The 13,562-nt window shown below is 44.6% G+C and carries 7 protein-coding genes; 1 reads left to right on the top strand and 6 read right to left on the bottom strand.

Annotated elements, in window-relative coordinates; all coding sequences use genetic code 11:
• Positions 1-31: 31 nt before the first annotated feature.
• The 4 genes from OIM59_RS03140 to OIM59_RS03125 form a co-directional block, all read right to left on the bottom strand.
• Entirely contained in the window at positions 32-2,422 is a 2,391-nt protein-coding gene (locus OIM59_RS03140; RefSeq protein ID WP_299174407.1) for a glycoside hydrolase family 127 protein, read from the bottom strand.
• 33 nt (positions 2,423-2,455) lie between these two features.
• Positions 2,456-4,024, bottom strand: coding sequence for a glycoside hydrolase 43 family protein (locus tag OIM59_RS03135; protein WP_299174410.1), 1,569 nt, complete (start codon positions 4,022-4,024; stop codon positions 2,456-2,458).
• A 75-nt stretch (positions 4,025-4,099) separates the two neighbouring features.
• Positions 4,100-6,550: a glycoside hydrolase family 95 protein gene (locus tag OIM59_RS03130; RefSeq protein WP_299173926.1), complete on the bottom strand. Its 2,451-nt coding sequence runs from the start codon at positions 6,548-6,550 to the stop codon at positions 4,100-4,102.
• Between the two features lie 19 nt (positions 6,551-6,569).
• Positions 6,570-7,439 carry an esterase family protein gene (locus tag OIM59_RS03125; protein WP_299173928.1) on the bottom strand — a complete coding sequence of 290 codons (870 nt, stop codon included), beginning with the start codon at positions 7,437-7,439 and terminating at the stop codon, positions 6,570-6,572.
• Positions 7,440-7,858: 419 nt separating this feature from the next.
• Between OIM59_RS03125 and OIM59_RS03120 the strand changes: the two genes are divergently transcribed.
• Positions 7,859-9,496 carry a glycoside hydrolase family 43 protein gene (locus OIM59_RS03120; RefSeq protein WP_299174412.1) on the top strand — a complete coding sequence of 546 codons (1,638 nt, stop codon included), beginning with the start codon at positions 7,859-7,861 and terminating at the stop codon, positions 9,494-9,496.
• 95 nt (positions 9,497-9,591) lie between these two features.
• On the opposite strand, the gene OIM59_RS03115 is transcribed toward OIM59_RS03120, so the two are convergent.
• Together OIM59_RS03115 and OIM59_RS03110 are read right to left on the bottom strand one after the other, a co-directional pair.
• Complete coding sequence (locus OIM59_RS03115) at positions 9,592-10,917, bottom strand: nucleoside hydrolase-like domain-containing protein (RefSeq protein WP_299173930.1); 1,326 nt, start codon at positions 10,915-10,917, stop codon at positions 9,592-9,594.
• Positions 10,918-10,926: 9 nt separating this feature from the next.
• On the bottom strand, positions 10,927-13,470 hold the full coding sequence (locus OIM59_RS03110) for a glycosyl hydrolase 115 family protein (RefSeq protein ID WP_299173933.1): 2,544 nt from the start codon (positions 13,468-13,470) through the stop codon (positions 10,927-10,929).
• Between the last annotated feature and the right edge of the window lie 92 nt (positions 13,471-13,562).

Raw genomic sequence — 13,562 nt, 5'->3', positions numbered from 1 at the left:
CTCATTCTTTATGGATTCCTATTGAAAACAATTATTCCGTAAGCAAACGCAGCATGAAAATTCCACCTGCCACATTATTGTCCTTACTTCTAAACATGACTTCAATCTGATTTTTTCCTTTTACCAGAGCTTCGGGCAATTTATATTCCACATCCACAAATTCTTCCTTGTTCCATTTGCCCACGATATTCTCAGTCGCCACAACCGTACCATCGACCACAATTTCAAAATTCCGATTGCCTTGTTCATTCCCCCAATAAGTAGCCATAAGGGAAGAAGGCTGCTTGCCGTTGGTAGAAAGTGTATATTTGAAATACCCTCCATTGCGGGCATCCCTCCACTTCTTACCTTTCAATAATCCGGTTTCAGAGTTCTCCTTCACCATTTTATGATCCACTTCAGGCTGCTGTTCACCGACACTTACCGCATCCAACGTACGCGCATCCAATGCCATCAACCGTTTTTCCTCTTCTTGTGTACGCTTCGTATACGCAGCATATCGATCCGCCGTCATACATAACCAATACATCATGTATCGACAATCATGAATACGGGAGAAGGGTTCCAACACCAGACCGTCAAACTTCGAATCATTGAATATGCCCGACAATTTATAACGTAAAGTCTGACCTTCCATGGGTTTCAGCCCATTCAGGTAATTGGTCACCTCTTCTTTACTTCCAATCAAGACCGGAGTTTCACTTAATGGCACCAACTTGCCTGAAGCAATATGTCCCCAACGCCCGTCATCTGCCACCAAGCCATCCAAATTATCTGTACCTACAGATGCACCCATCAGGATAGGACCACGCATAATGGCCACAAAATCATCTTCTCCTTGAAGGGATTCCAATCGCATTTTCATAGGCAAGAACACTTCCACCTTATCACCATCTTTCCATTCACGGTCAATACAGATATAAGAAGAACCGTCTGCCTTCTCCGAAGCCTCCACTACCTTTCCATTGCATCTTACTTCATATCCATCTGTGACCCATTCCGGACGTCTCACCAACAATTTGAAATGACGAGACCTTCCATCCGTCAACCCCACTGTCAACCGAGAGGTCTCCGCATCAGGAAACTGGGTTTCCTGCGTAATCGTGGCTTTCTCCTGTTCCCAGTTCAGTCGTGAAGGAATGAAAAGATTGACAAACAGCGAATCAGAAGCATGCGTATAGATAAACTCCCCATACTTCCCATGATTCTCCATTCCGGTGCCTACACAACACCACATGGCACTGTTAGGTTTCGAGTACACCCGATAGTGTGCCGGACGAGCCGAAGTGAAGTACACGTAACCACCGTGTTCCGGATGCTGTGTTGACAAAATATGATTATACAGGGCTCTCTCATAAAAGTCCGTATATGTAGCCTTTCCTGTCATCCGGAACAAACCTTCCGTCAGTTTCAACATGTTATACGTATTACAGGATTCCGGACCTTCCCGCACTTCTACATGACTTCTGAAATCGTCCATGCCCGAAAAATACTCCCGACGGCTGTTCCCGCCCAACGCCAGCGAACGCTTGCAGGCTACAATGTTCCAAAAGAAATCGGCTGCATCCAAGTATTGATTATCTCCACACACTTCTGCAATACGCTGATACCCGATAACTTTCGGAATCTGCGTGTTCGCATGTATATTGTCCAAATTGTCCTTGTGCGCTGCCATACTGTCGAACAACCACCGATGAGAGAAACGTTTGGCCATAGTCAGATATTTCTGTTCACCCGTAATCTGATAGGCATCGGCAAAGATTTCATCCATTCCCCCAAATTCATTGGCCAGCATCTGTTCCATCTGATTGTCTGACAGTCCTTCCGTGACAGAAATTCCCCAGTCACACAAATTCAAGAACATATCCAGTGCTTCCTCGTTTCCCGTATACATCCAGGCATCCCTCAATCCGGCAAAGATTTTATGTACGTTATACCACGGAGCCCAATATTTCCAAATAGACTCTACTTTTCCGTTTTTTATATCCGTCCACAGCACCTTTCCATTAGGAATACCTCCGATATAGCCGTCTCCATTACTCTCCTGGCAACGTTTCAATTCACTCAGCATATATTCCATCCGTTTTTTGCACTCTTCATTGCCTGTAGCTGCATAATTCATCGCCATAGCTGATAAATAATGCCCGCCGACATGTCCGTCAAGCCCCGCCCAATTCGGGAATGGCTCCGCTTTTACGGGCAACCCTGCTTCTTTCAAGAAAGGAGCCAAGAGGCGGTCTACATCATATTCCATCAAGACCTTGAGGTTTAATTCCTGAGCATGCTTAAACGGCCCGTCAAGCAATTCCACATCCCCTAAAGGAAAAGTATTCTTGTACAATCTATCTTGTGCCTGAATATTCGAAGAGATACCATTCCACATCATCAAACACAGGCATCCTGCAATCAAATTCCGTTTCATCATTCCAACCTTCATAAAATTCCAAATCCACAATTACTTCTTAATGTGTTTATAATCGAAGAAATCTATATCCACAAAACCTCCCAGAGTCTTTGTTGCATAATTAAACAAGGCAAATTTGGTTCCCATAAAGAAACGACGATAGTCAAAAATCATTTTGAAATCAGAACCGATTTTCTTCCAGTCCCTATTATCGTAACTATAATAGAAGCAGGCCATGTCCTTGTTCAACCTGAAATCTCCATCCAGACGAAGGTATATCACATCCGACGTCAAGTCGACAGTCTGCATCACGTTTCGGTCGAGACCTGTCACTGCCTTGTTCGTGTCATCCAGCCGGACACTTTCCGTCTTCATGGTCAAGTATTTCCGGTTCCCTTCACAAGTCACGGACAAGATACCCGCATCTCCATTAAAGGCACTCAGTCCGGCTACATCTCCATCCTTCATGCCTGAAAGTTCCATGCAAACAACTCCCGAACATTCCGGCCCTTCCATGCGCTGAGTCAACGTATTGGGAGCCACAAACAAATTATCAACCACCCGTCCGGTTTTCAAACGCAAATATCCTTTACGTTCAGTCAATGACCAGCAATCATTCATCGGATTGTGATTCCACTGCCAGTTCAATTTCAACTTGTTTCCACTAAAATCATCGCTGACTACCAGCCCTTCGGAAGAATATCCCTGTACAGGTTTGTTCATCGTCGCCGGCACATGTCCGTTTTCGTCACCCAGCATTGGCCAGCCGTCCACCCAACGGCAAGGCATCACGGTCAACACGCGACCTACCCCATTCCGATCCTGGAAAATAACACCATACCAGTTCCCTTTTCCGTCATCCACAATCGTACCTTGTGCCACATACGGAAAACCTGCAAACGCATCTTCCAATATCACCTTTTTCTCATAAGGTCCGGTTATCTTATCCGCCCGATAGCATACCTGCCGGCGATTGCCTCCCTGAGGCCATGAAATCATCAGCAAATAATACTTTCCATCGTGTTTAATCACCCTACTACCTTCCAGCAAGGCATTTTCCTCCTTATCTCTTTCGAATATCTTCATATCGACCCCACCCGGCATGACACCGCTCAAATCAGGCTTCAACTCACGCAGCTGTCCGGTTCCATAAAAGATATAGGCCTTCCCGTCATCATCAAAAAACAACGATGCGTCATGAAAGTGAGGAATTCGCGACAACAAGGTCCATCCCTTTTTCGGATCGGAAGTCGTATATACATATCCTTTGTAAGGAGTGTCATTCGGAGAGAAATACGCATAATACATTCCATCATGGTAACGCAAGGAAGTAGCCCACTGTCCTCGTCCGTAAACTGTCCCCTCCTTCAAGTCATAATTAGGTTTGTCATCCAGCCGGTCGTACAGGTAACTGACAATCTCCCAATTCACCAGATCCTTTGAATGCATGATGGGCGCTCCGGGAACCAGATGCATGGTCGTACTCACCATGTAGAAGTCATCCCCCACACGTATGACATCCGGGTCGGGCACATCTGCCCAGAATACCGGATTAGAAAACGTTCCATCCCCGTTATCTCCACATTGCGCATTGGCCGGACCGGCCCATATACCTCCCATAGCCATTAACAGACAAGCTAACAAAAAGTGTTTTTTCATGATTATATATACTTTTACAAATGATTCGTTCAAATTCTATTTTGCGTAAACTACATACCGCTTTCCCGGCTTCGTCTTCAAATCGTATTCATACACCTTCCTCAATTCAGGTTTTTCCGGTTGTATCAGTTTCTCCGAAATCAGTGGCGCAGAAATTTCTGCCTGCCTCAACAAGTCATTCGGACAATCACCCGAAGCTTCCTTCAAGCCTTTTCCTTTCAGAGGAACATAAGACCGTAAACGAATCACTCCTCCAATACGGGAATAGACTACCGCCTGCGTGAGATTCGTATTCTTCCAGTCCATATCCACCACGAAGCCTCCTCGGGCCACCAAACCTTTTACACTTCCCTCCTGCCACTCATTGGGTATGGCCGGCAGCAAATGTACAGCCCCGTCATGACTCTGCAAAAGCATCTCAGCCACTCCAGCCGTAAAGCCGAAGTTCCCGTCTATCTGAAAAGGCGGATGCGCATCCAGCATATTCGGATACGTACGTCCCAAAGGATATTTTCCAGCCAGACTGTCGCACGGCAACAAAGAAAGCATATTCCGGATGATTCGATATGCATGATTGCCATCCAGCATGCGCGCCCAGAAATTAATCTTCCAGCCAATACTCCACCCGGTTGCCATATCTCCTCTCTGTATCAAGGTATTTTTGGCAGCCTGGAACAATTCCGGACTTCGATAAGGAGATACCTGATTGCTCGGATACAAACCATACAGATGAGAGATATGCCGATGCTGGTCTTTCGGATCATCCACATCCTCCAACCACTCCTGCAACTGATTGTACCGTCCAATCTGCATTGGAGGCAACTGGTTTATCAAGTGCTGAAGAGAGTCACAATATGCCTGGCTTTCCTCCAATATCCGTGCCGCACGCAGCGTATTGCTCAATGCATCAAAAGCAATCTGGTTGTCCATCGTACATCCTGCCACGATGGATACCCCGTTCGGTCCATGCTCTGGAGAAACAGAAGGAGCCGTCACCATCCAACCATAACGGGGGTGCTTGGTCATGAACGACAAAAGAAAATCGGCCGTACCCTTCAACACCGGATAATACTCCCGCAGAAAATCCTTGTCACCGGAATACAGATAATGCTGCCAAAGATGCTGAGCTACCCATGCTCCTCCATTGGGCCACATACCTGCATCTGCAAAATCCACCGGTCCGGCCGCCCTCCAAATATCCGTATTATGGTGAGCTACCCATCCTTTGGCCCCATACAACACACGAGCTGTTTCCCTTCCCGTTACAGAAAGGTCACGTGCCATCTCGAAGAACGGATGATGCGTCTCCGACAGGTTGGTCACTTCTGCCGGCCAGTAGTTCATCTCCGCATTGATGTTGATGGTGTATTTGCTGTCCCAAGGTGCATACAAATCCTTGTTCCATATACCCTGTAGATTTGCCGGCTGGCTACCTGGCTGAGAGGACGATATCAACAGATAACGCCCATACTGAAACATCAATGCAGCCAGCGAACAATCTTCTACCTTATTGAATTCATTGATACGTATGTCTGTTTCCCTTTTCGAAAATTCAGAAGAAGGCAAACTCAGGTCCACCCTTCCGAACTGCTCGGAGTAAGTTTCCTTATGTTCCTTATACAATACTTTATTCGGTTTGTCCCAAGCTCCTTCGATGGCACGACGCGCTTTGGCGTATGCATCTCCCGATACATCCTGATAATTGACGAAATTAGTTGCCGCACTCAGAAAGATGGTAGCCGACGATGCATCCTTCACAGAAAGACGTCCATCCTTGCATACCACTTTTCCATCCGACTTTACACGCATCATCACCACCGCATGAAGCGCAGCCGGAATGCCTTCATGCTCCGCACCATTACAGTACATGACAAGGTATTCCCCTTCATTTTTCACTTCTGAAGTCAGTGGACAAGCATATCTCAAATCAACTCCCAAATTTTTACTTCCCTCACCCGCAGCCAGTTCAATCACCATGACATTATCGGCAAAGGAAGTAAACACCCGACGGGTATATTCCACTCCACCACAACGGAAACGGACAGAAGCCGTCGCATCCTCCAAATTCAAGTCACGAGAATAAGCATCCACCTCTCCTTCGCAATCAAAATCCATCCGCAGACTACCCAAAGTCAGGTAACGCATTCCATGCTGAGAAGTCATGAACTTTGCATCCAGCAAACTCCTGGCCTCTGAGTTTTTCCCTTCAAAAATCAGTTTTCTCACCTCATTCAGATAAGCAGATGCCCCTTCCCGGTTATTACTGTACGGACCACCCGCCCAAAAGGTTTCTTCATTCAGCTGAATTTCTTCATGTGCAACTCCTCCAAACACCATTCCTCCTATATGAGAATTACCTACAGGCAATGCTTCCCACCAGTTACGTGCCGGAGCCGAATACCACAATTTCAAATCCTCCGTCTCTGCAGCGATTAACCCCAAGACAGAAGCTATCAGAAGCACACATACACACAGAACTTTTCTCATAGATACCTATCGTAACTCATTATTTATCAAAAGTCCTTGACACAAAAGGCAGACACATATACAAAGCAGAATGCCAATATTCCCAGTCGTGCCCACCGTCTCTAACTCTGAACTGACAGGGGATACCTGCCTTACGCATAGCCTGAAAGAACTCAATATTCCGATCAAGCAAAAAATCATCATCTCCACAGTCAATGAACCATCTCACCGATTTTAATGCCTGAACCGTATTTTCCTCCGCCTCTGCCACACGTTTTATGCAACTGCGGTCTATCACGGCACGGGTTAATATAGCCAATTTGCTGTTTGGATTTTCAAAACGAGCCGCCCCTTCTTCCGGAATAGACATCAGCGCACTCATGGCATAAACAGAAGCAAACTTATCTGCATGCCACAAGCCATAACCTGTGGCCCCGCCACCTCCCATAGACAACCCGGCTACAGCACGATTTTCCTTATCACCGATTATATTGTATTTACTTTCCACATGAGGCAAGAATTCTTCAAAAAAGAAATCCTCATAAAGCCAGCCCGGCATGTTAAAAAAGCCGTTCCAGACTTCCTTGTAAATATCACCGCCTGCGTCCGGCATCACAATAATCATCTCACTGGCCTCCTGTGCATAAATCAAACGGTCGGCCACTTCCTGCACATGTCCGCGCCACACCCAATCCTGATTGGTCTGCGACATGCCATGGAAAAGATAAAGTACCGGATATTTCTTTCCCGGAACTTCACCGTATGAAGGAGGCAGATAAATGGAACAGACTCTTTCCGCATTCAATTTCTTACTAAAAATCGTATCATTCACTACCCTGCTACGTGAAAACAATGAGACAGGCATCAAGCCTAAAACTGACAAAATAACAATAAAAACATGTTTATTCATAGACATAAATTTTAATCTACACAAAAATACTTCACACATAGAAAAATTACAAGATTTTACGTTACCAGTCTTTTTGTTTATGTTACACACAGCACCTATTCCATTTACAAAGCGTACATTTTACCTATTCTCAGATTACATTTTTCCTTATATTGTTTTGTTTTACAGATATTTATAAAAACCACAGCCTCATCCTGCAATACCAGCCACATCGTAACATACAATAAGAAATCTGCAACATACCGTCACATCCTCCCCATACAAAACACGTACATTTGCATCCAGAAAGATTACACTTCATTTAACCACACAATCATTCAATTATTTACAATTAATTATTTATCATGAAAAATCAATTTAAACTACTTACACTAGGGACATTAGGTCTTCTGGCCGCCTCCTGTAGCAACAAGGTGACTATGCCTGAACCTGGAGTCCCGGTTTTCGGTCAGTTCACCTACACAGGAAAAGATGCGGTGTACGAAAAAAATCCACTCAACGAAGGCGAATTCTATAATCCGATACTACAGGGCTGCTATCCTGACCCCAGTATCTGCAAAAAAGGTACCGACTATTACCTGGTATGCTCTTCTTTTGCCATCAACCCCGGAGTGCCCATTTTCCACTCCACCGATTTGGTCAACTGGAAGCAGATTGGACATGTGCTCGACCGTCCCTCACAACTCAAAGTAGAAGATTCCGGTATCAGCGCCGGCATTTACGCCCCCACCATACGATACAATCCCTACAACGATACCTTCTATATGATTACGACCCAATTCTCAGGAGGTATGGGAAACATGATTGTAAAGACTAAAGACCCCATGAAAGGATGGGGCGACCCAATCAAGCTGAATTTCGAAGGTATCGATCCGGATATTTTCTTTGATGACAACGGTAAAGCATACGTCACACATAACGATGCACCTGAAAAGCCGTTATACGAAGGACACAGAGTAATCAAAGTGTGGGAGTATGACGTGGAAAAAGACCAGATAATCCCTGGTACAGACAAAGTCGTAGTGAACGGAGGAGTAGATTTATCTCAGAAGCCCATCTGGATAGAAGCTCCCCACCTTTATAAAAAAGACGGGAAATACTACCTCATGTGCGCAGAAGGAGGAACAGGTGGCTGGCACAGCGAAGTCATCTTCATCAGCGACAATCCTCAAGGACCGTTCAAACCGGCTCCTGAAAATCCGATTCTTTCACAGAGACATCTTCCTGCAGAACGCCCGTTCAAGGTAGATTGGGCTGGTCATGCCGATTTGGTGGAAGGCCCTGACGGACAATACTACGGTGTTTTCCTGGCTATCCGACCCAATGAAGCCAACCGAGTAAATACCGGACGGGAGACGTTCATGCTGCCTGTCGACTGGAGTGGTACTTTCCCCGTGTTTAAAGGTGGCCTGGAGCCTATCCAGCCTAAACTGACTCTGCCCAAAGGTGTGAAAAACGAAACGGGAAAGAACGGATATTTCCCTAATGGAAACTTCACATACACAGAGACATTCACACAGAGTCCACTCGATTATCGCTGGGTAGGAGTAAGAGGAGCTAAAGAAGGATTCATTTCTACCACGGCAGAAGGACTGAAAATAACACCTTATGAAACCAATATCAAGGCTGTGGCTCCCACTTCCACTCTGTTCTATCGCCAGCAGCACATTAATTTCACCGTCACTACGACCCTGAAATATGTTCCTCGCACTGAAAAAGATCTTGCCGGAATAGCCTGCTACCAAAGTGAGAAGTTCAACTACGTATTCGGGCTGACCAAGAAAGGGGAAGCAAACTACATCGTACTGCAACGGACTGAAAACGGAAACTCTTCCACGCTCGCCAGTGAAAAGATTGAAAAGGATACTCCTGTCAGCCTGCGGGTGAACGCTGAAGGCGACAACTATACATTCAGCTATTCCGTAAAAGATGACAATTATCAGACCGTAGGAGGAACTGTGTCCGGAGACATCCTCTCGACCAACGTAGCCGGAGGATTTACAGGTGCCATGATTGGATTATATGCCACCACATCCAATGATGCGGAAGCGCTATAATAGACACAATTTAGTAACACGACAGGATCTAAGGATTTCCACCGCCTTATGACCCATAAAAAAAGAGGCTTTGACAGCCTCTTTTTTTATGGACATCATTTCACATGAATCACAATTCTACGATAACTTGTAAGCTGTGGCACTCCACTATCTGATAATTCGAGAATCAAATGAATATTTTTGCCGGAAGCTTCCTTAGGCATGCGCAAACGGCAAATGCCCTGCTCATCCACATTCAATTGTACCTCTCCTTTATAGGAACTCGGTTCTTTATAAACAAACCATCTATAGTTCAGTTCATTTCCATCAGGATCATACGAAGAAGTTGCATCAAATACCCACAAACTCCCTGCTTTAACCACCCGATTAAGGCAATTAAAAGTAGAATCATTCTCTATTACAGCCACAGGATGATGATTTGCCTCCGAAAACTTGTCAGTAGTTGTCCAATTCATTCTGGCAGTGAAATCATTCAATATATGCTGTCGCCATTTATTAATGGCGGCAATACCTTCTTTCGAACTGGCATGCATAAAATAAGGGTCATACATCCCCTCATTCTTCCCTGATTTTTCAATAAAGTCCATCCCTCTTATGCCGGCTGTACGTTCCGCATTAAACCGGCCTCCCCACCCTCCATAAGTAAGGCTGTCCGGCACATTCAACCCATTGGCATACACATATAAGAAAGAAGGAGAATCACCTTCTGAAGCCCAGATTCTATCCGGATAACACGTTCCAAAAGGTTTCTTGGACTGCACATTTTCTTTTATCCATTCGTCAGAAGGTCCCCATCCATAAATCTCTTTGTTCCGTATATAGTAAATCTCAGGAAAAGACTTGGCAATCCACGCACCTGCATCATCCTGCCCCAGCACATCATAAATCCTGATTTTAGCTGCAAATTTTTGGAATTCTTCCGGACTTCTTGTCGCATGGACTTTCCAGATAGCCTGTGCGATTGTATTCATTCCACTCCATGCTGCAAGCCATACAGGCCGGGAATCATCTTTTTTATCCACCGCAGCAATAATCAATTCAGATCCCGGAGAGTCCTTTCCCTCGCCAACTCCCGACATATTCGACTTTTCCTGCCCTCTTTTTACAATCGACCTCAAATAATTTACATCAGGAAATCCCTTTGAATGCCTCTTCAAAGACGGATAAATAGCCGAATAACAATCTATCACTTCCATAATGTCCGAGGTCCGGTCCGGATCATCCACCCAAGCATTCGAACTGATAATACCCTCTAAATCAACCCTGTCGGCACATACCAAAAGATGTATCAGCGACTGTTTGTCATCAGGATCAGCCCCACCCAAATCCGTCGTGACAATCAAGCGTTGTTTCCCCACATCACTCTGCGAACAAAGAGTTCCACAAATTCCCAATAATAAGATAAAAAATAAATGTCTCATATAAAATAACTATTTTACTCTCTTACAAGAAGATTCATTCATATACAAATAAGAGTTCTCATACCCTCCACCATCAATCACAATCTTTTCAAACACAATTGCCGGATTTAAAGGAGAAAAATCGAGGATAAAAGTGTTTCCATTCGATGCAGGTAATTCCAGAATTACTTCTTTTTCTACGACACGCCTTGCAACCGTAGGATAAAATTTATCATAAATATTCTCCGGCAACTCATTCAAATCACGATTAAAATTGACCGTTACCTTGTTTCCACCTCTAAAACCCACAGAATACTTATGCCCTTTTACGTCCTGAAAAGCAAGGGTTGACTTAACTACCACAATCACACGAACCTGTTTAAGTTGCTTCATTTTCTCTGACAAAGTCATCTTATAAGAAAGTGTAGCCCCCTTCACCGGCTTAGTATAGGGCATTAAAGTTACACCACTCAACGTGCGCCCCATATCAGGAATGACCTTCCAATCCATCCCTTCAGACGATTTTTTTTCAAAGAAGTGTTCCGCTTCGATTGCCACGTATCCATCCTTCTCCGTAAAAACATACCCGCCTGCGTTCCTTTCCACAGCCGGCAACCTAAAGATTTCCGGCAACTTATCGGCTGGGAAGTCATCATTCCATGATGTATAACCTATATGCTTCTGGGTCATCATTCCCTCCCATTTCCCTTTACTCATAATATGATTATAGTCCTCACTCAAGGCTTTGTCACGAGCAAAACAAGCTTCTACCTTATCTGCCCAGACATTGGCTTCAGGATTACCGTCTGCATAAAGCTTATGGTTCATGGCTTGCGCATAATACATTTCATATAAATTTGACATAGCTTGTACGGGAAACAACAACAACTGCTTATAGGCATCTCTGTATTCAGGAGACAGAGACAGATATTGGCGCAACGCTTCCACCTCCAACCGTGCATAATCGTCTGCCACCCGTTTCCATTCTCCTGTTTCCAGATTATAAGTCTTGCAATCCAACATTTCCGCTGTCACGCGTCCATTATATTTACTATATAAATTCAGTATTCTGGCTGCCTCCTCCGCTTGTGCTTCTCCAAAGACTTGTGCACAAAATTCATGAGGATGCTTCATAAAATTATCTACTGTATAACCTTGAGGATTCCATGCCATATCCATAAACAAAGTGATAGGATATTCCATAGGTTTCAAATCTCCCACATTCAGAATCCAAAGTTTATCCACTCCATACTCATACGTCAAATGAAGCTGTTCCCACATCCCCTGTATCGGCGTCATATTCATCCACTTTGAATTACGGGGTGCTCCCACATAATCCACATGATAATACATTCCCCAACCTCCGGGATGCTTGCGTTCTTTCTCATCAGGCAAACGGCGTACATTTCCCCAATTGTCGTCACACAAAAGCATAATTACGTCATCAGGTACCCGCATTCCTTTATCATAATAATCCAGCACTTCTTTGTAGAGAGCCCACACCTGAGGAGTCTTATCCGCAGATTTGCCTGTCACATCCTTTATAATCTTACGCTGATTTTCTACAATCGATTCCATTAACTTCACATTAGTGTCCTCACTCATGGCTTCGTCTCCATCTCCACGCATACCAATCGTTATCACATCCTCAGTACCTTTGACTCTTTCAATTCCTTCACGAAAAAAATTATCCAACACCTCCTTGTTTGTAGCATAATTCCAGGCACCATATTCTTTACGCTTACGTGCCCACTCCTGATGATTCCGTGCCATAGGCTCATGATGTGACGTGCCGATAATAACCCCCATCTCATCGGCCGTTTTGCTATTTAGTGGGTCGTCCACATAAAAAGCCCATCCCCACATTGCAGGCCACAAAAAATTACCTTTCAAACGGAGAATCAACTCACAAACTTGTGCATAGAAATGATGATTGCCAAAATCCGTTCCAAAATACTGCTTTACCCAGCTCGTCAGACACGGAGCCTCATCATTCAGAAAAATCCCCCGATATTTAACGGCAGGCTCTCCGTCAGTAAACATACCCGGCAACACATAAGCCTCCGTCCGCTTTACTACCGGTACATCCATCCACCAATACCAGGGGGACACCCCTATCTGTTTGGACAACTCATAAATACCATAGATTGTTCCACGACGGTCACTTCCTGCTATCACCAGTGCCTTTTCAATCCCCTCCAGAGGCTTCTCAACCGTAGTGAGAATGTATTTTTCATTTTTACCCTGCAATTCTTTGTCATCCAGTTTCTTCTTTTTGACTAGCTGCTGAATATAACATGAATTCAAGCTACCTATTATAATGCAGTTACCTCCAGAAGCTTCAGTCAGCAAATGCGGTTTAAGTCCAAATACAGCATTAAAATCGCCCTGCAAATTCTCTACCGCAAGACTGATTCCTTTCTGGTCCTTTTCATCAATGAGTATATTCACCGCCGTTTCATTGCATACCAAAGGAAATGAATTATTTTCTCTCTGAAAGGTCACAAACCGATTTGCAGACAGCACATCGACACACACTGCAAACAATAAACAAATTACACTACATATTTTCATGGCAAAAACAATTCGGTCGTCTGTGAGTGGAAATCAACATTGAACCACACAGACAAACCATTTTCATATAAACAGATTTAAAGATGCAACAT

The sequence above is a fragment of the Bacteroides mediterraneensis genome, from assembly GCF_025993685.1.
Taxonomy (GTDB): domain Bacteria; phylum Bacteroidota; class Bacteroidia; order Bacteroidales; family Bacteroidaceae; genus Phocaeicola; species Phocaeicola mediterraneensis_A.
This window is presented reverse-complemented; position numbering and strand designations above follow the sequence as displayed.

Excerpts from the sequence above, each read along its gene's own strand:
- OIM59_RS03140 (WP_299174407.1), bottom strand. The coding sequence starts at position 2,422 with ATGAAACGGAATTTGATTGCAGGATGCCTGTGTTTGATGATGTGGAAT.
- OIM59_RS03135 (WP_299174410.1), bottom strand. The coding sequence starts at position 4,024 with ATGGGAGGTATATGGGCCGGTCCGGCCAATGCGCAATGTGGAGATAAC.
- OIM59_RS03130 (WP_299173926.1), bottom strand. The coding sequence starts at position 6,550 with ATGAGAAAAGTTCTGTGTGTATGTGTGCTTCTGATAGCTTCTGTCTTG.
- OIM59_RS03125 (WP_299173928.1), bottom strand. The coding sequence starts at position 7,439 with ATGAATAAACATGTTTTTATTGTTATTTTGTCAGTTTTAGGCTTGATG.
- OIM59_RS03120 (WP_299174412.1), top strand. The coding sequence starts at position 7,859 with ATGCCTGAACCTGGAGTCCCGGTTTTCGGTCAGTTCACCTACACAGGA.
- OIM59_RS03115 (WP_299173930.1), bottom strand. The coding sequence starts at position 10,917 with ATGAGACATTTATTTTTTATCTTATTATTGGGAATTTGTGGAACTCTT.
- OIM59_RS03110 (WP_299173933.1), bottom strand. The coding sequence starts at position 13,470 with ATGAAAATATGTAGTGTAATTTGTTTATTGTTTGCAGTGTGTGTCGAT.